General features: G+C 34.0%; 25 protein-coding genes. 21 read left to right on the plus strand and 4 right to left on the minus strand.

The window, feature by feature from the left end; genetic code table 11:
* The 4 genes from larC to FFX44_RS11105 all read left to right on the plus strand — a co-directional run.
* Positions 1-616 (plus strand): nickel insertion protein (gene larC / locus FFX44_RS11090; RefSeq protein WP_289980967.1); only part of this gene is annotated, 616 nt, incomplete at its 5' end.
* A 2-nt stretch (positions 617-618) separates the two neighbouring features.
* Positions 619-1,332, plus strand: coding sequence for a D/L-lactic acid transporter LarD (gene larD / locus FFX44_RS11095; RefSeq protein ID WP_289980969.1), 714 nt, complete (start codon positions 619-621; stop codon positions 1,330-1,332).
* A gap of 18 nt (positions 1,333-1,350) precedes the next feature.
* Entirely contained in the window at positions 1,351-2,184 is an 834-nt protein-coding gene (gene larE, locus FFX44_RS11100; protein WP_289980970.1) for an ATP-dependent sacrificial sulfur transferase LarE, read from the plus strand.
* A 21-nt stretch (positions 2,185-2,205) separates the two neighbouring features.
* On the plus strand, positions 2,206-3,210 hold the full coding sequence (locus FFX44_RS11105) for a HoxN/HupN/NixA family nickel/cobalt transporter (RefSeq protein WP_289980971.1): 1,005 nt from the start codon (positions 2,206-2,208) through the stop codon (positions 3,208-3,210).
* A gap of 144 nt (positions 3,211-3,354) precedes the next feature.
* Here the strand turns inward: FFX44_RS11105 and FFX44_RS11110 are convergent, their stop codons facing one another.
* Positions 3,355-4,089: an MIP/aquaporin family protein gene (locus FFX44_RS11110; protein WP_289980972.1), complete on the minus strand. Its 735-nt coding sequence runs from the start codon at positions 4,087-4,089 to the stop codon at positions 3,355-3,357.
* A 148-nt stretch (positions 4,090-4,237) separates the two neighbouring features.
* Here FFX44_RS11110 and cbpB point away from each other — a divergent pair, with 148 nt between their 5' ends.
* The 3 genes from cbpB (at position 4,238) to FFX44_RS11125 (ending at position 6,829) form a co-directional block, all read left to right on the plus strand.
* Positions 4,238-4,723, plus strand: coding sequence for a cyclic-di-AMP-binding protein CbpB (gene cbpB, locus FFX44_RS11115; RefSeq protein ID WP_289980975.1), 486 nt, complete (start codon positions 4,238-4,240; stop codon positions 4,721-4,723).
* Between the two features lie 27 nt (positions 4,724-4,750).
* The gene (gene dapD, locus FFX44_RS11120; RefSeq protein WP_289980977.1) at positions 4,751-5,461 is read left to right on the plus strand and encodes a 2,3,4,5-tetrahydropyridine-2,6-dicarboxylate N-acetyltransferase; all 711 of its coding nucleotides are present in this window, start codon (positions 4,751-4,753) and stop codon (positions 5,459-5,461) included.
* A gap of 192 nt (positions 5,462-5,653) precedes the next feature.
* Positions 5,654-6,829 (plus strand): N-acetyldiaminopimelate deacetylase, encoded by a 1,176-nt coding sequence (locus FFX44_RS11125; protein WP_289980979.1) that lies wholly within the window; start codon positions 5,654-5,656, stop codon positions 6,827-6,829.
* Between the two features lie 107 nt (positions 6,830-6,936).
* Here the strand turns inward: FFX44_RS11125 and FFX44_RS11130 are convergent, their stop codons facing one another.
* Positions 6,937-7,851, minus strand: a complete 915-nt coding sequence (locus FFX44_RS11130) for a mechanosensitive ion channel family protein (RefSeq protein WP_289980981.1) — start codon at positions 7,849-7,851, stop codon at positions 6,937-6,939.
* 130 nt (positions 7,852-7,981) lie between these two features.
* Here FFX44_RS11130 and FFX44_RS11135 point away from each other — a divergent pair, with 130 nt between their 5' ends.
* On the plus strand, positions 7,982-8,383 hold the full coding sequence (locus FFX44_RS11135) for a DUF948 domain-containing protein (protein ID WP_289980983.1): 402 nt from the start codon (positions 7,982-7,984) through the stop codon (positions 8,381-8,383).
* A gap of 16 nt (positions 8,384-8,399) precedes the next feature.
* Positions 8,400-8,867 (plus strand): hypothetical protein, encoded by a 468-nt coding sequence (locus tag FFX44_RS11140; RefSeq protein ID WP_289980985.1) that lies wholly within the window; start codon positions 8,400-8,402, stop codon positions 8,865-8,867.
* 196 nt (positions 8,868-9,063) lie between these two features.
* Here the strand turns inward: FFX44_RS11140 and FFX44_RS11145 are convergent, their stop codons facing one another.
* Positions 9,064-10,170 (minus strand): Xaa-Pro peptidase family protein, encoded by a 1,107-nt coding sequence (locus tag FFX44_RS11145; RefSeq protein WP_289980987.1) that lies wholly within the window; start codon positions 10,168-10,170, stop codon positions 9,064-9,066.
* 201 nt (positions 10,171-10,371) lie between these two features.
* On the opposite strand from FFX44_RS11145, the gene ccpA reads away from it, so the two are divergent.
* Both ccpA and FFX44_RS11155 read left to right on the plus strand, forming a co-directional pair.
* Positions 10,372-11,373, plus strand: a complete 1,002-nt coding sequence (ccpA, locus tag FFX44_RS11150) for a catabolite control protein A (protein ID WP_289980988.1) — start codon at positions 10,372-10,374, stop codon at positions 11,371-11,373.
* Between the two features lie 18 nt (positions 11,374-11,391).
* Entirely contained in the window at positions 11,392-11,892 is a 501-nt protein-coding gene (locus FFX44_RS11155; RefSeq protein WP_289980990.1) for a VanZ family protein, read from the plus strand.
* A 336-nt stretch (positions 11,893-12,228) separates the two neighbouring features.
* Here the strand turns inward: FFX44_RS11155 and abc-f are convergent, their stop codons facing one another.
* Entirely contained in the window at positions 12,229-13,740 is a 1,512-nt protein-coding gene (gene abc-f, locus FFX44_RS11160; RefSeq protein ID WP_289980993.1) for a ribosomal protection-like ABC-F family protein, read from the minus strand.
* A 513-nt stretch (positions 13,741-14,253) separates the two neighbouring features.
* On the opposite strand from abc-f, the gene FFX44_RS11165 reads away from it, so the two are divergent.
* The 10 genes from FFX44_RS11165 (at position 14,254) to FFX44_RS11210 (ending at position 20,965) form a co-directional block, all read left to right on the plus strand.
* Complete coding sequence (locus FFX44_RS11165; protein WP_289980997.1) at positions 14,254-14,982, plus strand: YebC/PmpR family DNA-binding transcriptional regulator; 729 nt, start codon at positions 14,254-14,256, stop codon at positions 14,980-14,982.
* Between the two features lie 98 nt (positions 14,983-15,080).
* The gene (rbsK, locus tag FFX44_RS11170) at positions 15,081-15,989 is read left to right on the plus strand and encodes a ribokinase (RefSeq protein WP_289981060.1); all 909 of its coding nucleotides are present in this window, start codon (positions 15,081-15,083) and stop codon (positions 15,987-15,989) included.
* A gap of 247 nt (positions 15,990-16,236) precedes the next feature.
* On the plus strand, positions 16,237-17,199 hold the full coding sequence (gene comGA, locus FFX44_RS11175) for a competence type IV pilus ATPase ComGA (protein WP_289981000.1): 963 nt from the start codon (positions 16,237-16,239) through the stop codon (positions 17,197-17,199).
* On the plus strand, positions 17,177-18,184 hold the full coding sequence (locus FFX44_RS11180; RefSeq protein ID WP_289981003.1) for a type II secretion system F family protein: 1,008 nt from the start codon (positions 17,177-17,179) through the stop codon (positions 18,182-18,184). The genes comGA and FFX44_RS11180 overlap by 23 nt, the downstream gene beginning before the upstream one ends.
* Before the next feature lie 2 nt (positions 18,185-18,186).
* A complete protein-coding gene (comGC, locus tag FFX44_RS11185; RefSeq protein WP_289981006.1) occupies positions 18,187-18,495 on the plus strand; it encodes a competence type IV pilus major pilin ComGC in 309 nt (102 codons plus the stop codon).
* A complete protein-coding gene (locus tag FFX44_RS11190; RefSeq protein ID WP_289981008.1) occupies positions 18,440-18,910 on the plus strand; it encodes a prepilin-type N-terminal cleavage/methylation domain-containing protein in 471 nt (156 codons plus the stop codon). The genes comGC and FFX44_RS11190 overlap by 56 nt, the downstream gene beginning before the upstream one ends.
* Positions 18,911-18,917: 7 nt before the next feature.
* A complete protein-coding gene (locus FFX44_RS11195; protein ID WP_289981009.1) occupies positions 18,918-19,139 on the plus strand; it encodes a hypothetical protein in 222 nt (73 codons plus the stop codon).
* A gap of 4 nt (positions 19,140-19,143) precedes the next feature.
* On the plus strand, positions 19,144-19,584 hold the full coding sequence (locus FFX44_RS11200; protein ID WP_289981012.1) for a competence type IV pilus minor pilin ComGF: 441 nt from the start codon (positions 19,144-19,146) through the stop codon (positions 19,582-19,584).
* 5 nt (positions 19,585-19,589) lie between these two features.
* The gene (locus FFX44_RS11205) at positions 19,590-19,883 is read left to right on the plus strand and encodes a hypothetical protein (protein WP_289981014.1); all 294 of its coding nucleotides are present in this window, start codon (positions 19,590-19,592) and stop codon (positions 19,881-19,883) included.
* 74 nt (positions 19,884-19,957) lie between these two features.
* Entirely contained in the window at positions 19,958-20,965 is a 1,008-nt protein-coding gene (locus tag FFX44_RS11210; protein ID WP_289981015.1) for a class I SAM-dependent methyltransferase, read from the plus strand.
* Positions 20,966-20,981: the final 16 nt, after the last annotated feature.

A 20,981-nucleotide genomic window follows, 5' to 3' on the forward strand; every position in this document is an offset into this window, starting at 1 on the left:
AACTGGTTTTGGAATCGTAAAGTGTATCACAAAAGAGTTTGGAGGAATACCAGATAATTTGATAGTTGAACAAGTCGGATATGGCTTTGGGACACGAGAAACTGGTAGCTTGAATGCATTGCGGGGACTACTATTAGAATCTGAACAAAGTAAAAAAAGAGTAAATACCGAAAGCGATAGTGTTATTGAAGTGCATGCAAATATTGATGATCAGTCGGGGGAACAATTATCTTTTACCATGAAAAAATTATTTGATTTTGGTGTATACGATACATTTTTTACACCGATTTTTTCAAAAAAGAATAGGCCGGCGTATCAATTAACGGTTCTTGCTAAAGAAAGTGCACTAGAAGATATTATTTTAATAATTATAAAAAATAGTTCAACTTTTGGAGTTCGTTGGAATGTAATGCAGCGCAAAATAATGCAACGCAAATTTGAAGTAGTCAAGACAAAATACGGACAGGTGAAAATTAAGATTGGAATATATGGAAATTTAAAAAAAATATCTGTTGAATATACAAGTGCAGAAAAGATTGCTGAAGAAAAAAATTTGTCAATAAGTATTGTTATGGAAGAAGCAAAGAGAGAATACTATAAAAATTTAGAGGTGTAAAAATGATTCATCAGTTGTTAGCAGAATTTATGGGTACAGCATTAATGATTATTTTTGGGGTAGGTGTTCACGCAGATACAGTCTTAAATGATACAAAATATCATGGTTCTGGACACCTGTTTGCGATCACAACATGGGCATTTGGCATTAGTGTTTCATTGTTTATTTTTGGTAATGTTACGATTAATCCTGCGATGGCACTTACACAAGTTTTATTAGGCAATATGACATGGATAGTTTTCTTTTTTACTGCAATTGTTCAAGTAATGGGAGGAGTCATTGGATCGCTAATTGTATATATTATGTATGCTGATTCCTTTAAACATTCGTATGGAAAGATTGATAATGCGACTATTCGTAATATTTTTTCCACTGCTCCAGCTATAAGGAATCTACCAAGAAACTTTTTTGTTGAATTTTTTGCAACATTTGTTTTTTTAACATCAATTTTAGCTATTTCGCAATATAAAACACCAGGAATTGTTCCAATTGGTGTTGGGTTACTTGTATGGGCGATAGGTATGGGTATGGGTGGACCTACTGGTTTTGCGATGAATTTAGCAAGAGATATGGGGCCAAGAATTGCACATGCAGTGTTACCTATTAAAAATAAAGCTGATAGTGATTGGCAATATGGTATTTTAGTACCTGGAATTGCACCGTTTATTGGTGCAATTGCAGCAGCATTATTTGCCAAATATTATTTGGGCATATAAAAAAGAAAGGTGAAAAAAATGGAAAATATAATAAGAAAAGAAAATAAATTGAATAGTTTAATGGGAAAGTATGGCAAAGTTATCATTGCTTTTTCAGGTGGAATTGACTCAACGCTTGTTTTAGATACGGCTGTTAAGGTATTAGGAAAAGAAAATGTCATTGCTGCTGTAGCAAATTCAGAATTATTTACAGATACTGAATTTAATAGTGCTGTTAAATTGGCAAAAAAGGCTGGAATAGAAGTTGCGGAGGTTAAGCTGAACTATTTATTTAATGAGGAAATTCGTAATAATCGGCCATCATCTTGGTATTGGATGAAGAAGATTTTTTATAAAAAGATGAATGAGTTAAAAGAAAAATTTAGTGCAGACATTGTTTTAGATGGAATGATAATGGATGATAACAATGACTTCAGACCAGGTCTAAAGGCACGTGACGAGGAGGGGATAGTTTCAATATTACAATTGGCTCAAATATATAAAGTTGAGGTTAGGAAGCTTGCTGAGAGGCGAGGCCTTGAAAATTGGAATAAAGTTGCTAGTTGTTCTGTATCCTCAAGATTCCCGTATAATACAGAATTAACTAATGAACTGATTAATCGTGTGATGAAATCCGAAGCATATTTAAAAGTACTGGGATATAAAACGGTTAGAGTTCGTGTACAGGGTAATACAGCTAGAATCGAAGTACCTATTAGAGAAACAGTATCGTTAATAAATAGTATGAAAGAAATAAACAGACAGTTAAAATTATATGGTTTTGAATATATCACACTTGATTTAGAGGGGTTTAAGTCAGGGAGAATGAACGATGAGTTGTCTTCTGGAGAAAAAAGTAAACTGGTAAATTAAAGAAATTTTAGGAGGAGTATCTTGCTAAGTCAGTCAGTTAAAAAAGTATTCCCATATTATGAAGCTGTCCTGCTCAGTCACATAATTGGCATTGTATTGTTGAGTTGTGGGGCAAGACATTTTCCCGAATTTTGGGGTCTGGGCCTACTCGCCTATTTATTCGGATTAAGGCATGCTTTTGATGCTGATCATATCGCCGCTATCGATAATACTGTTAGAAAATTGATTCAGCAGAAGTCAAAAGCTGAGGGAGTTGGATATTTCTTTTCATTAGGACATTCTACAATTGTTTTTGTGATGGTGATTGCTGTCTGCATTTCATTAAAATGGATCAAAATCAAGTTACCTCTTTTTGAGACAATTGGTGGGACAATTGGGTCTGCAGTTTCTGGTATTTTTTTAGTAAGCATAGCTGTTATTAATTTAATTATTTTTATTGATTTGTGGAGAGCATTAAAATTAACTAATAAAAATGATTATGATGAATACTCGTTGGATAATTTACTTTTGTCACGCGGGATTCTAATTAGAATAGTAGCTCCAATTTTTAGAGTAGTCAGCAAACAGTCGCAAATGTATTTGGTTGGGTTGCTATTTGGTCTTGGATTTGATACAGCTAGTGAGATTTCGGTTATTGCGATTTCAGCTACGGCGGCAAAATCGAATATATCTTATCTAGGAATAATTTCTTTACCTATTATCTTTGCCAGTGGAATGAGTTTGATGGATACAACAGATTCGATTATGATGGCAAGTGCATATAAATGGGCGTTAGATACACCATTCAAAAAAATTAAGTACAATTTAACTGTCACATCTATTTCAATATTAGCTGCTTTTACGATAGGCATGTTTGAATTACTACAAGTAACAGCACAATCTTTTAGTTTAAAAAATGGGGTCATTAAATTAATCCAAGAAGTAAATATTGATTGGTTAGGGTACGGATTATGGATAATCTTAACTACAATTTGGATAATTTCATATATAATTTGGATGAGAATTAAAAAAGAAGCAAAGATATAAAGGAATACTATGGATAATTTGAATGAAACGGTAGTTTTAATAATAAACTAACTTCAATATTAAAAATCTCACAAAGTATGAACCAATTCATCATGTGAGATTTGTTTGTATTATTTGATTAATTGAATTTGAGTTATTAAAGGCTTATAAAAAAATCATTTTGTATAATGCAACAGCACAAATACCTGCTAGAATTGGAGCGACTACTGGGACCCAGCTGTATTTCCAATTGGAAGGTCCTTTGTACTTGAGGGGAAGAATTTGGTGCACAATTCTTGGCCCAAGATCACGAGCTGGATTTAATGCTGGGCCTGTAGGACCACCAAAAGAAGCAACGATAACCATAACTAAAAGTCCTATTCCAATAAAGCCAGACATTTGATTACCATGGCTAAAGCTTGGTGAATTAGTAATACCTAGGGCTCCAAATACAAGAATAAAAGTCCCAAAAAATTCGTTCACAAAACCGTTGAATCTGCTTGAAGTTGCATCTGAAGTTGAAAAAGTACCAAGAACAAGGGTGGTATTTTTGGTCAAATCATAATGTGGCTTGAAACATAAATAAACGATAAATTGTCCAATAATTGCTCCTAAAAGTTGAACTGTAATGTATGGTAAAACATCATTCCAGGGAAAAAGTCCAGAAAGTGCAAGGCCAATTGTAAATGCTGGATTGATATGATTACCTGAAATAGTACCAAACATGAGGGCTGGGATCATAACCGCAAAGCCGTATCCGACAGCGATTACAATCCAGCCACTATGGCTACCCTTGGTCTTTTCGAGATCAACTGTAGCGACTGAACCATTACCAAGAATTACCATGATAGCAGTTCCAAAAAATTCAGCAAAAAGCCGAATTGTTAGAGAATATTCCATGATTACCTCCTTCAAATAATACTTTCTAATAGTAGCATAAAAAAAATATAAGTAAATATTATATTTTGCTTTATTTTAAAGGATTTTTGTTGGCTTTTTGTCTAAAATATCTTAAAATAGATATATTGGCTAGAGGAGGTTACTTGTCGTGATTACTAAGCAGATGGAACAAATGCTAATCTCTAAACAAGATGGTTTTTTGATTCCAGCAGAAATAGTTGCAAATGTACAAGAAAATAACCATTTGGATCATGCATTTCTTGTCCTGACCAAAGTCAAATATTCATCAATCCCTGTTCTTGACAAGGAGCAGCACTTTAAGGGAATATTGACATTGCCTATGTTGACAGAGACGATGCTTGGATTAAATGGAATTGATCCTACTCGTTTAGGCAGGAAGAAGGTATCTGAGGTAATGCAAAAAGATTTTCCAACTATTAAGTTGCCATATGATATGGAAGAAATTTTGCATCTGATGATAAATCATCCATTCTTAATTGTTGTCAATGATGATGGAATTTTTACTGGAATTGTTACTAGACGCGAAGTTCTAAAGGCAGTCAACTATATGACGCATGATTTTGATAAGCATTATACAATCACAGAAAAAGAATCAAGTCCGATACAAGACTGATTTTTTAAGAATGAGGGAGGAATTGCTGTGCCTAAGCTCAACACTGAAGAAATTATTAAAACAATTGCAAATTCAAAGAAAAAAACACCTGTAAAAGTATACGTAAAAGGAAAATTAGGTGAAATTACAGTACCTGATACACTTGATTCATACTTCGAAGATAGAACGGGTATTCTTTTTGGCGACTGGAAAGATGTATCAGTTTTTTTGGATAATAATAAAGAAAAGATTACCAAATATCGTGTAGAAAATGATGGTAGAAATACCGGGGTACCAATGATTGATAAGAAGCGCTTTAATGCACGGATTGAACCGGGTGCGATTATTCGTGATCAGGTAGAAATTGGTGACAATGCTGTTATTATGATGGGTGCTGTTATAAATATTGGTGCTGAAATTGGTGCTGGATCAATGATTGACATGGGTGCTGTTTTAGGTGGACGTGCATGGGTCGGTCAAAATTGTCATATTGGTGCAGGAACGGTGTTAGCTGGCGTGGTTGAACCTGCCTCAGCACAACCAGTTATTGTGGAAGATGACGTACTTATTGGAGCTAATGCAGTTGTCTTGGAAGGTGTGCGTGTTGGTAAAGGTGCTGTAGTTGGTGCTGGTGCGGTGGTAACTCGAGATGTAGAACCTGGGACTGTTGTAGTTGGAATGCCAGCTAAAAAGGTTAAAAATGTCTCAGAAATTAAAGATGGCAAAACTGATTTGGTGGAAGATTTACGTAATATTTAGAATAATCCAAGTAATTGGAGAAGGGGCTGGGGTGTGTTGACTCAAGCCCCTTCGTTAGTATGTGCAAACAAGTTCCGCAAGTTAAGAAGTGCTGTGTGGTTTTTCTTAGCAACTGTCTTATACTGTTCGCTCTTTTTACATGTTCGTAATGTGTTAATGGCGTACAATTATTGAATAAAAGGAATGATTCTGATGATTTTAACTGAGAAAGAACTAATTGGAATAAGACGTGAATTACATAGAATTCCTGAAATTGGAATGGAAGAATTTGAAACACACAAAAAATTAATTTCGATTATTAAAAGTATGAACGATGGCTGGCTGGATTATAAGACTTGGAAGACAGCAATTATCGTCCATTTAAAAGGAATTGATAACACGCATACAATTGGTTATCGTACGGATATTGATGGTTTGCCGGTAACTGAAGAGACAGGCTTACTCTTTTCCTCAATAAACGAGGGGAGGATGCATGCCTGTGGACACGATATCCATATGACTGTTGCTCTTGGAATATTGAGCTTTTTTGCAGAAAAACAGCCCAATATAAATATGACATTTATTTTTCAACCTGCAGAAGAAAATGCTAGTGGCGGCAAGCAATTGTATGAAAGCGGTGCACTGGATCAGTGGATGCCTGATGAAATCTATGCTTTCCATGATAATCCTGAATTAAAAGCAGGGGTAATCGGATGTCGACAAGGAACTTTATTTGCAGGAACATGTGAGATTCATGCAACTTTTACGGGTAAAAGTGGGCATGCAGCTTTTCCTCATAACGCAAATGATATGGTGGTAGCTGGATCTTATTTTGTAACGCAGATTCAGTCAATTGTAAGTCGAAATGTTGATCCAATTCAATCAGGTGTTGTAACACTGGGTCATTTTAATGCAGGTACAACTGGAAATGTGATTGCTGGGAAAGCTCAAATAGATGGAACAATCAGAGCACTAACACAAGAAATGAATCTATTGATTCAAAAGAGGGTTAGAAGAATTGCTAAGTCGATTGCAGAATCATTCGAGTGTGAAGTTGAACTTGATTTGCATCAAGGCGGATATTATCCAGTAGAGAATAACTATAAAACAACAAAAGAGTTCATTAGTTATATGTCTAACAATAAAAATGTTGTGTTTGAAAAAACAGAACCTGCAATGACCGGAGAAGATTTTGGCTTTTTATTGTCAAAGATACCTGGAACGATGTTTTGGTTAGGGGTAGACAGTCCGTATTCACTACATTCAGAGCATCTTGCACCAAAAGAGGAAGCAATTAAAAAGGGTGTGGATGCAATGACTGGTTATTTACAAGACAGAATGGAAACAATTAGTTCAAAAGGGGCAGGATCAAAGCATACTGAATCATAAAAAGGTATAACGTGATTCAGCTTTTTTTCAGCTCCAAGCCGGACAAATATGTCCGATGAGTCAAAATATTCATTTTTCTTTTTCTTAAATTATGTTTCAAGATTTCACTATTTAGATACAGCAGTTAGATTAATAGGTGAATTATTTATTTTAAATCCCTTTTGAGTTAGAACCTCAAGATATTCAGTTAAAAAGGCCCTTTGTATGGCATATTGCGCACCATTTTTGGTATAAACTATTACACGGAAAGATAGAATTCCATTACCATTAGCAACGGTACCGAGAATTGTAGGCCCTTGTGTGATTTCCTCATATTTTGGTGCCAGTTTTTGATTTATATCTTTTATTATTGCAGTCATCTTTTGAATATCAGATGACGGATCAAAATAAATGTCGATCAGAGCACGCATATCATTGCGTGACAAGTTGCTGACAACCGTTATGTTTCTGTTTGGGATAAAGTGTAAGGTACCGTCATAATCAATGATTTGAGTTGTTCTAAGCCCAACTGCATGAATTGTGCCACTAATGGTATCAATTTTAACTTCATCCCCAACATCAAATTGCTGTTCTAGGAGGATGAAAAAGCCAGTAACAATATCCTTAACAAATCCTTGTGCACCAAGGCCTAAAGCTACACTAAAGATTCCAGCTCCAGCAATTAATGTGCCTACTGGAACACCAATTACGGACAAAATAGCATAAAAATAAAAGAAAAGAATGCAATAATGGAAGATATTCAAAGATAAAGTATAGATTGTACTTATCCGGTTTGTTGAGAGATGCTCATTTATTTTAGCTCTTTTAAAACTATGGCTAATAATTTTTTTCCCAAGCCAATGTAAAATAAGAAAAAAAATAGATAAAAGAATAAGTGAGAGTGTAATAGTAATCATGGTGCTAAAAATTTTATCCCAATCAATTTTGATAATAAAATGTGTAAGGATGTTTGTTTGTTTGGAAACTTGGGTTGAAACACCACTTGTAACTGAGTCAGAGCTCTTTAAATAAAATAATTGCATATAACTGTTCTCCTTTAATACTTCTATAATAACAAAAAATTGGTAAGAATAGCGCTAAATTTTCTTTTAATTGCAGTTTTTTGGTTGCAATGCTATTCTATAAGCAAGTAGAAAATGAGGAGGCACAACTATGGAATTAACATTGGGACAGCTTGCGGGATTGATTGCAGCAATTGCATTCTTATTGCTTGTCATATTTTTATGTATTGTCCTAGCAAAGGTCGGGAAAATCATGAATGAAGTAAATGAAAGTGTAAAATCGATGCGTACAGATATTAATGGTCTTTCAAAAGAGGCAGAGTCTATTTTGGCGAAATCGAATACACTACTTACGGATATTGGGGACAAGTCAAAAACAATCGATCCACTTTTTCAAGCAGTTGCAGATGTGAGCGAGAGTGTCTCTGATTTGAACAATGCAAGTCGAGGACTGGCTACAAAAGTCTCAACATCGACGAAGAATGTTGGGAAAACTTCAGTTGTCTTTGGAATAGCAAGAAAATTGTATAATCTAAGAAAAAAGAATAAATAGTTGTCTGGAGGATAGAATGATGGGAAGAAAATTATCAGTTTTTACAACTTTAGCAGTTGGTGCAGCAGCATATTTTATAACAAAAAAGGTACTATCTGATCATCAAGAGCAAATAAAGGAAAAAATTGCACAGATGGCTGATGAAGGACGTGAAAATGCAGTACGTTATTACAACCATGCGCGTGACTATGTAAATGAAGGCTACGATTTTCAAGACACTCTGAGTGGTTTGAAACAGAAGGTTGCTGACACAGCTGAAGACCTTAAAAATGGTGATAATGTGGGACAGGCTCTTTCTTCCTTAAAGGAAGCAACTTTAGAATTGAAGAAGCAATTTGATAAGGGAAAAGATAATAGAGATGATGACGTTGTCGAAGATGATATCGTGATTGATGGTAGATCAGCTTTCGGTGAAGCAAAAGATGCCGCAGAATTTGAAAAAGATCACCCAACTGAAGTTTTTTATCCTAAAGAAGAACAATAAGAAAATATACAATATAAAAGGGGGGCTAATCAAAAGTCAAATTTTGATTCAGTCCCTCTATTTCTTATTCTATATAAAAATGTGCATAAGTTAAATTTTTACTGATGTATCCAAACTTCGTTGTCCGACGTTCAACTTAAATTGCTTTCTCATTCAATCTATTGAGTAAGAGAACATAATATTTAGAAAATTTAAATCAATTATTTGGAATAAACTGAAGTTCCTTGGAAGTATGAGTGAACGGTTCAGCTCCTCTTTCTGTCACATGGATACAGTCTTCAATTCTCACACCAGCTACTCCTGGAATATAGATTCCGGGTTCAATTGAGAAACACATACCTGGTTCAAGCTGTAATTCGTTTCCTTCCATGATTGAAGGAAATTCGTGTTCGCTTTGGCCCATGCCATGACCAAGGCGATGAATGAAATATTCCCCATATCCTGCTTTTACAATAATATCACGTGCAATCTTATCAAGTTCAGCGGCAGTCATCCCTGGTTTGACAGCAGCTTGTGCTGTCAACTGTGCATCTAAGCAGACGGCATAAATATCACGTGCTTTATCACTTAATGTATCTCCAAAGGCAACTGTACGACTGGCATCAGAGATATAACCATCAAAGACGACCCCAAGGTCAAATAAAACTAGTTCGTTAGCTTTGATAAAGTCTTTTTTTGGTACACCATGGGGTTCTGCCGCATTTGTTCCACTTTGAATTATTGTATCAAAACTGGTGTGCATGATACCCTTTTTCTTTAATGCGTATTCAATTTCTGCAACTACATCTTGTTCTGTTTTTGCTGTGCTAAGGGCTTTAAAGCCTGTTTCAAAGGCGAAATCGGCCCATTTTCCGGCAACTTCTAACTTTTTGATTTCATCGGGTGTCTTAATGAGTTGTAGTTTTTCAATGAAGGGTGTCAAATCACCAGTAAAAGTTGCATCAGAAAATTTTTGCTTAATAGTCTCAAAACGACTTACAACAAGATTTCCTTTTTCAATGGCCCATTTTTTGGGACTATTAACACGATGCAAGATCTGGTTTTTAATTATTTCGTAAGGATCTTCATGATCTAAGTAGCCATAAACGGGATATTTCCAACCCGTGTCCTTAACTGCTTCTACTTCTAAAGCTGGTGCAAAGATGAATGGATCCTGATCTGGGAAAATGAGTAATGCTAAGACGCGTTCAATAGGATCACTTTCAAATCCTGTCAAATACTGAATATTTTTGAAATTACTAATATAACCTAATTGGTAGTTATTTTCCCCTAACCAGTTTTGAATAGATTCAATGTGTGACATTTTATCGCTCCTTTAGAATTTAATAAATTTATTATAGCATATTGGGAAAATAAAAATAATAGAGTTTTCATAAGTTGAAAATGTAATGAAAAGGTAATAAAATAGACTATGAAACGCTTGCAAAAGTTTTTTTTTTTTGCTAAATTATAGAGTGTTATGAAAATGATTTGAAAAGGGAATTTTTAAAAAGGAGAATTAGTTATGGACAAACAAGCAATTACAATTTATGATGTAGCGCGCGAAGCTGCTGTATCTATGGCAACAGTTTCACGAGTTGTTAATGGAAATCCTAATGTTAAACCTGCAACACGGAAGAAAGTTCTAGAAGTAATTGACCGACTTGATTATCGGCCAAATGCCGTGGCAAGAGGTTTGGCAAGTAAGAAAACAACAACTGTGGGTGTTATAATTCCGGATGTTTCTAATGTGTACTTTTCTTCTTTAGCACGGGGAATTGATGATGTTGCAACAATGTACAAGTACAATATTATCCTTGCGAACTCAGATAATAATAGTCAAAAAGAAATTCAAGTTCTGAATACGCTGCTTGCAAAGCAAGTTGATGGGATTATCTATATGGGCAACAAGATCAGTGATGAGTTAAGAACACAGTTTGATAGGAGCAAGACACCGATTATTTTGGCAGGTTCTGTCGATTCAAAAAATGAGATTGGCAGCGTGCATATTGATTATGTTGCGGCAGTTGAAGAAGCTGTTTCGGATTTAATTACTCATAATAATAAGAAAATTGCATTTGTTTCTGGTCCCTTGGATGAAGCTATTAACTCTAAATATCGTTTAAAGGGGTATAAGAATGCCCTCGCAAAGCACAATATAAGTTTTGATGAAGACTTAGTTTTTGAAACGGATTATAGCTATCGAGCTGGTGAAGTTTTGTGGCCGGCAATTATTTCTGCTGGAGCAACTGCTGCTTTTGTTGGGGATGATGAATTGGCGGCAGGTGTTATGAACGGTGCGCAGGATGCGGGAGTCAATGTTCCTGGTGAATTTGAGGTTATTACAAGTAATAATTCAAAGATAACAGAAATTGTTCGTCCAAAATTATCGTCAATAACACAACCATTATATGATATAGGGGCTGTTTCAATGAGATTTTTAACAAAATTGATGAACAAAGAAGAAGTTACAGAAAAAGTTGTTGAGTTGCCATATGGTCTCATTAAACGCTCATCGACTAAGTAAAATTCGGGGGCACATTGATTGAAACATAATTTTAAAATAGGTGCTAATACATTCTTATTATTAGCATTGCTCGTGATGTTGATTCTATTTATTAGTTCTTCCATGACATATAAACAGCAAACCTCCGTTCCATTTTTAGAGAAATATTTGCGTGCAGAACCCTTTAAGAATAATTTGAGCGGAATTTCATTCAACTATGCTACCGAAAAAATTAGTATAGCCAAGGTTGGCTATTTTAAATTTGTAGAGTTTTTTTTGAGAAAGGGTGCTCATTTCTTCTTTTATTTTTTAATGGGTACATTCTTTTATCTTGGTTTAAAAAAGCGTTTAAAGAGTATTTGGCTGACAATTGGAATTGCATTTCTTTCTACGGTTGGCTATGCTGCACTCGATGAGTTCCATGAGATGATTACGGGAGGACGGACACCATTGTTTCAAGATGTTATGCTGGATGGTGTTGGTGCCATTGTTGGATTTTTGTGTGTTGGTCTCTTTTTTGGAAAAAGATTAAGTAGTTAACTTTTTGAAGACAGCTCCTCGTGTAGTTTGATTGAACCTTTTGTTAAGCGTTTGTGAATAAGTTGGGGAAATTTAACTTTTGACCAAGTCCTATAAAACATTTTTAAATGCCTCACATTAGTTAGACAAATTGAAGTCTAACTAATGTGAGGCACTTTTTTTGCTCAATATGATTCAGAAGTAAAGAGATAGATTGATAGCGAATATCCAAACAAAGTATTATGGTAATTAATTTAATGTGAAATTCATTAATAAAAAAGTATGTCCTCTTATGAATGAAGAAAACATATCTTGGTAGTTAAAAAAATTACTTTTGGTTAACTTTTGTATTGTAATTCATTTACTTTTATCCTTTACAATGTTGATAACTTTTGTAGCGACAGACTCTAGAAAAACCAAATCGTGTTCAACGATTATCATTGTTGGTTGAATTTGTTGAATAACTTCTTCTAATTGTTCTTGGTTAAAAACATCTAAATAATTAAGTGGTTCATCCCAAATAAATAATTCGGCAGGTGTTGTGAGTGATTTTGCTAGTTCTACACGTTTTCTTTGTCCCATACTCATGTCTTCAATTCTATTTTGAAACACTTTGCGTTCTACGCCTAATTTGAACAAATTATTCAGTAATTCTTGATAAGATAAATGGTGTTGTTTTGCAAACTCTTCCAAGGTTCCGTGATTGTCTTCATAGTTTTGACGTACATAGCTAATAGTCATTTCTTTTGGTTTTATCACTTTTCCTGCGGAGTCTCCTTGAAATACATCTAGAAGGTAATAAATAATGGAGGATTTTCCTGAACCATTCGCTCCTTGAATTGCAACTCGCTCACCTTTTTGAATTTCAAAAGAAAGTGGTTCAAATAACGGTTGATTATCGTCGTAAAACAAAGAAAGTCTTTTTACTGTTAACAGCTGTTTGCGATAGGTAGGTTGATAATTCATACTCAATGGATCAATGTATTCAATATCTTTTAAAAACTTTTTTTGCTCAGATACTTGGTCGCCTATCCGTCTCACGATAGCTTTTGAACGTTTCATGGACCTTTTGGCTCTGGCACTGGTAAATCCATCGTGTCCTGTTCCGCCGCTGCCTTTGATATGAGAATTTCCATGATTATCACTTTCTCTGGATAATGACCAGCCAGATTTTTCCTTAGCAGAATGTTTTAGTCGTCCAATTTCCTTTTTTAATTTCACATTTTGTTCCTGTTCAAACTGATCGCGGCGCTTTTTTTGTTCTTCATAAACAGAGAAATCTCCTTGATACAACATTAGTTGACTTTTTTCAATAGACAGAACATGATTTACTACTTGATTGATAAAATTTCGATCGTGACTAACAACAATAAAGCCTTGTTTTTTGTCATTTAAATATTCGGCAACCTGTTTTCGTGCAGTCAGATCTAAATGATTGGTAGGTTCGTCAATTAGGGGGTAATGAACATCATCTACAAATAACAATGCCAATAAGACCTTTGTCTGTTCTCCACCAGAAAGGTTAGCGTAAGGACGCCATAAAATATCAGTGTCTACTTTCAAAAGAGTCAACTCACGCTCAATTTTCCATTGCTCAAATATAGATAACTCTTGCAAGATATAATAAGTGAGCTGTTTTTTATCAGCTACTGTTTGAGGAAAATAAATAAAATCCAATTGATGCTCAATGGAGCCACTATAAGGATATTCCTTCATTAATAATTTCAATAAAGTGGTTTTTCCCCGTCCATTTCGACCAATTAGTCCAAGTTTCCACTCGGATTGAATAGTTAAATCTGCATGTTTAAATAAATTGGTTGTTTGAACATCAAACCCAAATGTTAAATTTTTAATTTCAATTGTTGACATATTATTTACCCCGACTTGCTTTAAAAGCAAGAAATATTCGCAGTTATTTTCGGGATAAGGATATTTAGGGTACACAAAAAGGATCCCTAAAAAACGTCACCAATCCAGAAAATCTGCACACTACTCCCTTTAGTTAACAAGAAAATAGTCTTCATGCAGCTTCAATAAATTGGCTTAATTTTTCAATATTAGATCCCTCACTTTATTTTTATTAAATTAAGAATAGCACGCGCAAAAAACTTTGGCAATAAAAATTATTTATGCTCTTAATCGTGTTAAATTCATAAAGAAAGCTTAAACCGAATAATGAATGCAGCTTTTGTGTTTGAGGCAGTTGTTTTATTGTAACAAGATTTGGATTTTTTAGAAGTTTTCGCTGTCGATAGCTTATTCCAATATTTTTAGGAGAAAATTAAATGATTCAAAAATTCTTGCTTTAATCAATTTTTTTTGATATGCTTTATCACGATTGTATTATTACTTTTATAATAATTTTGGAAAGAGGTATTAGAAATGTCAGGACATTCTAAATGGAATAACATTCAAGGTCGAAAAAACGCCCAAGATGCTAAACGTGGAAAAGTTTTTCAAAAGCTATCACTAGAAATCTATATGGCGGCAAAGAGTGGTGGTCCTGACCCAGATTCTAATCCACAGTTACGATTAATGGTTGATAAGGCCCGCGCTGCAAATATGCCAAAAGACAATATCAAGCGTGCGATTGATAAATCGACGGGTGCAGATGGTGCAAATTATGAAGAGATTACCTATGAGGGATACGGCCCAGCTGGAATTGCTATTTTGGTTCATACGTTAACTGATAATCGTAACAGAACAGCTTCGGCAGTTCGTGCTGATTTTACAAGAAACGGTGGAAATTTAGGTGAATCTGGATCAGTAAGTTTTATGTTTGATCGTCGAGGTTATATTGCTATTGCTCGTGAGGATTTAGATGTTGATGAAGATCAGATGTTTGAAGACGTAATTAATGCGGGTGGAGAAGATTTACAAACTTCAGATGATGTTTTTGAGATTTATACAGATGTAAAAGATTTTGCAGAAGTTAAAGACGAACTTCAAAAGAAGTATGAATTGGATACCACAGAGCTAACGATGGTACCGCAAAATTATGTTCCTGTTCCGGAAGACAAGGTTGAGCAGTTGGAGCGCTTGATTGACCGACTTGAGAATGAAGACGATGTTTCAGATGTTTATCATTCAGGTGAATTTCCAGAAGCTTAAGTTATTAATTAAATAGAATTTAGGGTCTCTTGTTAGCTGTTGGCTAGCGGGAGATTTTTTTTAGAAATGATATAATTTATTTTAAAAAGGAGTGCAAAATAATGAAGAAAATTACAATTCTTGGAAGTATTAACATGGATGTTATTTTGGAGATAGTTCGGTTACCTAAACCAGGGGAAACAATGGAAATGAAGTCTCTTACAACAGCAGGAGGTGGAAAGGGTGCTAATCAAGCGATTGCAGCAGTGAGAAGCGGTGCAGATACGGCATTTATTGGTAAAGTCGGGGATGACGCATATGGGGAGAAAATGCTTGGAATATTAAAGAAAAATAATATTGATACGGCAGAAATAACGATAAAAAAAGGTGGACAAACGGGTCAAGCATATATTTTACTGCAAGAATCTGGTCAGAACAGTATAATTATAAGCGGTGGCACTAACCTTGAAATAACTACTGAAGACGTAATAAAAGCACAAAATAGTATCAAAAATGCTGATTTTTTAATTGCCCAATTCGAAGTCAATCTTGATCGAATAGCAGAGGCTTTCACAATTGCTCATGAGAATAAAGTGAAAACGATTTTGAATCCAGCACCAGCTAAAAATATTACAAATGACTTATTGAAAATTACAGATTTGATTACACCCAATGAAATTGAAGCACAGATGTTAACTGGGATCAAAATTATAGATGAAAATACAGCTGCAGCAGCTGCTAGAATTTTACGTGAAAAAGGTGTGGAAAATGTCATTATCACACTTGGAAGTCAGGGAGCTTATTATTTAACGGAACAAGAAGAAGGGCTTATTCCTGCGTTAAGAGTGAATGCAATTGATACAACTGCAGCTGGGGATACATTTATTGGGGCGTTATGTTCTCAATTGGAAAATAAATTAACAAATATAAAAGAGGCAATTAACTATGCTACCAAAGCTTCATCTATTACAGTTCAGACACTTGGAGCAATTCCTTCAATTCCAACAAGAAAACAAATTAATAAATAACGCAAATTAAATTTTAATAATATAAAAGGAAACAGTACAGAGTTGGGAAAATCTAGTGCTAACACAAAATTACGAATATTATCTGTATTTCTAAAACTAGTTCTGATGTTAATTGATGAAAATCAATTAATATCAGAACTTTTTGTTTGGTACGGAATGATTAAAATAAAATTTAATTTTTGAGTTAGTCTTTTTTGTATTGAAAGAGATTATTTGCGTACTTAAGATACATGGGAGGTGAAGTAATTTGAATGAAATAATTCAAGAAATATTTGAAGCTGCAATTAAAAAGCATGCGAGTGATATTTCTTTGTATCCATATGGTGATGTATACGAAATTAGATTAACAATAATGGCAGAGAGTCAGTTTTATCAAGTAATTGATTTTGAAAAAGGCCAGCAAATAATTAATAATCTTAAATTTCGGTCTAGTATGTCTTTGAGTGAACACAGAAGACCACAAACAGGAGCGATGACAATTCGTGATGGCATTTATAGTCGCATGGCAAGTGTTGGTGATTTTTTAGGGCGAGAAGCAATTGTTATTAGACTAATATACCAAAGGATAAGTGATTTGAATGAGTATTTTTTTGAAAAACAGTTGAATTTGATTTTGAGCAAAGCACAAAATAAAGGATTGATTTTATTCTCTGGACCGGTCGGATCAGGGAAGACGTCAACGATGTACCAGATTGCTCGTAAAATTGGTCAGCATGTTATGACAATTGAAGATCCAGTTGAGATTTTTGAACCAAAATTTCTTCAATTACAGGTCAATAATATGGCGCAGATGGATTATCCAGCACTAATAAAGGCAACACTGAGACATCGCTTTGATGTACTAATAGTGGGAGAAATTCGCGATGAAGAAACAGCCCAAAATACTATAAAAGCAGCATTAAGTGGTCATCTGGTTCTAAGTACTGTACATGCTTTGAATGCCAGAGGAGTCATCAATAGAATGTTATCTTTCGGAATTAAAAATGCAGATTTGAAACAAACACTGAGACTGATCAACTATCAAAGATTGATCCCAACTATCCAAAAAGGAAGAAGCAAAGTTTTATTTGAACAACTAATACACAAACAATTAGTAGATATAGAAACTGCTAATGCCAAAATATCATGTGAATGGGGTGAAAATCTTGAAGAGTGTCTGCAGAATAAAAGGATTACAAAGGATATTTTTGAAAGATTTAAAGAAGGGTAATAAAATTAGTTGGTCAGTCAAACAACAAACTTTATTTTTTAAAACATTGGGTGACTTGATTTATTCTGGTTTTTCATTGAAACAGGCGCTTAATGATATAATGATTTTCTTTCCGAAACAAAGCAAAATTTGTAAAGTAATCCAGAAAGAAATAGAAATGGGAAATACTTTTTGTTCAGGATTAGAAGGATTGGTCAATCAAGACACATATAACCAACTTTTTATTGCAGAAAAATTTGGTTTTCTTCCAAGGAGCTTAAAACAAATTGGTTCATTATGGGAAAAAAGAGAAGAACAAAGAAGAAAATTAGTAGGAGTACTATTATATCCAGTTATGTTGTTAGTAATGCTAGGTGGAGTGAGTATTGGCATGCATTTTCTATGGCAGCCACAAATGTCAGATTTAGGAATAAAGACTGCGGAAAATCATCAGGCCGGTATATGGGGAATACTTGCAATAATTACAAGTTTTAGCTGTATTTTCTATGGAACATGGAGATATAACAGATTAACTGCTCTGGGAAAAAAGCAGAGGTTATGCAGGTTACCGGTGATTGGTAATTTATTTAAGGAGTACTATGCATATTACATTACTTTCAATCTAGCAATTTTGCTAAAAGAAGGAATGAATATTAAAGAGATTTATTCATTTTTGAAAAAATTCGAGAGAAATACATTTTTATATGAAATTGGTGCAGAGTTAGGAAATAATTTAGAAGATGGAAAAGACATTCATAAAATGATTGCTAAATATTATTTTTTACCATCAGAAATTAGTTTATTTTTACAAAAAGGCAAGATACTTAGTCAAATTGGGGAAGAATTTTTTTTCTTCTCTGAAATGATTCATAAGAGACTAACAATTCAAATTAATCGTCTGATAGAAATGGTGCAACCAATTTTATTCATTGTCATTGCAATATTGATAGTTATTACGTATTTAAAAATGTTAACACCAATTTATAATAATTTAGGAGGCGCATAGCTATGATAAAAAAAGAAAAAAGATTATCTGGGTTTACGTTAATTGAAATGTCAGTCGTAATTTTTATCATCGGGATTTTACTGTTATTGATAATGCCAAAAATTGGTGCACAAAAAAATAGTGCACGAAGAATTGGTGGCGAAGCATTTTCAGAAGTTGTTCAAACGCAAGCTGACTTATACAAAAGTGATACTGGTGACTCAGTAGTTTCGCTTGACCAATTATATGAAAAAAATTATTTAAACAAGAAACAATATGAAAAAGCAAAAGCTGAAAAAATTGTCATTGATTCTGATGAAGAAACAAAATAAAGAGGGCTTTACGTTAGTAGAAGTTATGGCAGTTCTAAGTATTTCAGTTTTCATGCTGTTAATTTCAATTCATCCTATTCAAAATAAGTATAACGAAATTGCTGAGGGAATTTTTTGGAAAAAGTTTGATGAGTCATGGATGAGATTAGTTACGATTGTTCCCAAAAACGGACAAAAAGGAAATGTATGCTTTTATAACGATAAAGCGATTTTTGTAATTAGTAATCAAGAAAAAAAGTATCTTTATTATCCGCAAGGATTGCATTTATACAAGTATCAAAATATTCAAATTTCAGCAAGTGGTCGAGTAAAAGCAGACACAGTTGTTTTTAATTCTGAGGTGACTAAGTTGAAATATATTATTACTTTCCAACTTGCATGGGGGGATTATCGTATTAAAAAAGAGAAGAACTAGCGGTTATTTGCTTGCAGAAGTTGTAATTGAGATGGTCTTATTTTGTGGTTTGATTAGCTTATTTTTTAATGAACAGCGTGTACTTATTGAACATGAAAGACAGCAAATAGGTGAGTTGAAAAAAATAGACAAAAATCTAAATATCAGTAAGAAGATGATGATTGTAGGGTATGATGAATTATCGATGACTGAAAGGCAAAAAATTGATAAATATAAGATTTACAGGTGAAATAATGAGAAGAAATAATTATGGATTTACATTGTTGGAATCGCTTTTAGCACTTCTGTTGACAATTATGATGTTAATAACATTTAGTTTCGCAGTGAGTACAAGCAACAAAATAAGTAAGGAAACAAATGAGCAAGCTTTTTTTAAATGGGAGCAGGCAATGGATGTACTATCATATGATTCAATGAGATTGAAATTTGTTAGTCAGAGTGGTAATGTCACAAAATTATATAATGAATCAACAAATAAGGAGTATCTTCTGTACTTAAAAGATGGCGTCCTCAAGCTGACAGGTGATGAAAGTGGATATCAGCCACTTTTGGATGATGTCAGCTTTTTCAATGCTTCATATGATCAAGAAGAATACATGTTGAAAATCAGAGTTAAGTTTCACGACAGGGAATATTATAAGGAATTGGTCTTGGCTATTAAAAAAGGAGACTGAAATTTTTGAAGAAATCAAGTGGCTATGTTATTTTATCGGCGCTAACTCTGCTTTTAATCATAGGATTGATTTTTAGTGCACAAATGTATTACTATTATGTGCGTTCATCAGCTTTAAAGAAAACAATTGATTTTAAAACAGCTGAAATTCTAGTTAATATAGCAAAAACTAATAATATAGCAAACAATGAAGTTATAGAATTTTATGATGGTACTGTAAAAAAAGATTCAAATAGTTTTAAAATAAATTTGAAATCTGGGGGGAAAATAACAATTATGTTTGATCAACAAGAGGAGTAAGGATAGTTTGTGGATTGAAATTATCTTTTTTTTTCGTTAAACTGGTATAGGTTATTATAAATGGAGTGAGAAAAATGAATTTAAAGAAAATAAGTAGTGCCTATAATTTATTTAATAAAGCGATAAATTTGTTAAAAGAAGATCTAGGTTCTTCATATATGGATGCTCTAGTTGAAACGGGAGACAATTTACTCGAAAAGGGAAAAATAATGGTTGAGGATGGTAAACCAACAGAAAAAAGCATTAAAGAACTGAAGCTTGTTTATGCAGAATTCTTAACCATCAGTCTTTCGTCAGAGGAAATGAGACAAGTTATTCAATTTGCATTAGTTAATGCAGGGAAGGTTGACAAGATTCAACCAAATCATCAAATGACACCCGATTCAATTGGATTGTTAATTGCATATTTGCTTGAACGGATACTAGGTTCAAGAGAAGAAATTAAGATTTTAGACATTGCAGTCGGCACAGGGAACTTATTGAGTACTTTAGCCAATCATTTGAAGCAAAGTAAAATAAAAAAGATTGAATTGTTTGGTGTTGATAATGATGATACAATGCTGGCAGTCGCTGGGATGAGTTTCAAGATGCAACAAATTGAGACTCAGCTATATCATCAGGATGCGATTGACAATTTGATAACACCGAAAGTTGATATTGTTTTAAGTGATTTGCCAATAGGATATTATCCAATTGACGAGCGTGTAGTTAATTTTGAAACCAAGTCGAAGAAAGGACATTCTTTTGTGCATCATTTATTGATTGAACAATCTATGCTGCAGTTGCTTCCAGGCGGATGGGGGATGTTTCTTGTACCTAAGAAGTTATTTGAGTCAGTTGAAGCAAAAAGCTTGCTTGAAGTAATTCAAAAGCAGGCACACTTTCAAGGAATATTGAATTTACCAGCTGATTTATTTGCGACACAAGATAGTGCGAAGTCGCTTTTGTTACTACAAAAACGAGGAAATGGAGCAAAACAGGCAAATCCGGTTCTTTTAGGCGGTTTTCCGGCTATCAAAGATAGAGAGGAATTTACAAAATTTTTACAACAAGTTGATAGCTGGATAAATAAAAATAAGTAAATGTATAAGATTGTTT

This window comes from Lactobacillus sp. UCMA15818 (genome assembly GCF_030400225.1).
Classification (GTDB): domain Bacteria; phylum Bacillota; class Bacilli; order Lactobacillales; family Lactobacillaceae; genus Liquorilactobacillus.

What these genes read in the sequence shown, in the direction of transcription:
- FFX44_RS11140 (WP_289980985.1), top strand. Translation starts at nt 8,400, where the DNA reads ATGATGGGAAGAAAATTATCAGTTTTTACAACTTTAGCAGTTGGTGCA.
- FFX44_RS11190 (WP_289981008.1), top strand. Translation starts at nt 18,440, where the DNA reads ATGAAAAAGCAAAAGCTGAAAAAATTGTCATTGATTCTGATGAAGAAA.
- FFX44_RS11200 (WP_289981012.1), top strand. Translation starts at nt 19,144, where the DNA reads ATGAGAAGAAATAATTATGGATTTACATTGTTGGAATCGCTTTTAGCA.
- FFX44_RS11145 (WP_289980987.1), bottom strand. Translation starts at nt 10,170, where the DNA reads ATGTCACACATTGAATCTATTCAAAACTGGTTAGGGGAAAATAACTAC.
- comGC (WP_289981006.1), top strand. Translation starts at nt 18,187, where the DNA reads ATGATAAAAAAAGAAAAAAGATTATCTGGGTTTACGTTAATTGAAATG.
- abc-f (WP_289980993.1), bottom strand. Translation starts at nt 13,740, where the DNA reads ATGTCAACAATTGAAATTAAAAATTTAACATTTGGGTTTGATGTTCAA.
- FFX44_RS11125 (WP_289980979.1), top strand. Translation starts at nt 5,654, where the DNA reads ATGATTTTAACTGAGAAAGAACTAATTGGAATAAGACGTGAATTACAT.
- larE (WP_289980970.1), top strand. Translation starts at nt 1,351, where the DNA reads ATGGAAAATATAATAAGAAAAGAAAATAAATTGAATAGTTTAATGGGA.
- FFX44_RS11165 (WP_289980997.1), top strand. Translation starts at nt 14,254, where the DNA reads ATGTCAGGACATTCTAAATGGAATAACATTCAAGGTCGAAAAAACGCC.
- FFX44_RS11130 (WP_289980981.1), bottom strand. Translation starts at nt 7,851, where the DNA reads ATGCAATTATTTTATTTAAAGAGCTCTGACTCAGTTACAAGTGGTGTT.
- FFX44_RS11210 (WP_289981015.1), top strand. Translation starts at nt 19,958, where the DNA reads ATGAATTTAAAGAAAATAAGTAGTGCCTATAATTTATTTAATAAAGCG.
- FFX44_RS11110 (WP_289980972.1), bottom strand. Translation starts at nt 4,089, where the DNA reads ATGGAATATTCTCTAACAATTCGGCTTTTTGCTGAATTTTTTGGAACT.
- larD (WP_289980969.1), top strand. Translation starts at nt 619, where the DNA reads ATGATTCATCAGTTGTTAGCAGAATTTATGGGTACAGCATTAATGATT.
- FFX44_RS11135 (WP_289980983.1), top strand. Translation starts at nt 7,982, where the DNA reads ATGGAATTAACATTGGGACAGCTTGCGGGATTGATTGCAGCAATTGCA.
- ccpA (WP_289980988.1), top strand. Translation starts at nt 10,372, where the DNA reads ATGGACAAACAAGCAATTACAATTTATGATGTAGCGCGCGAAGCTGCT.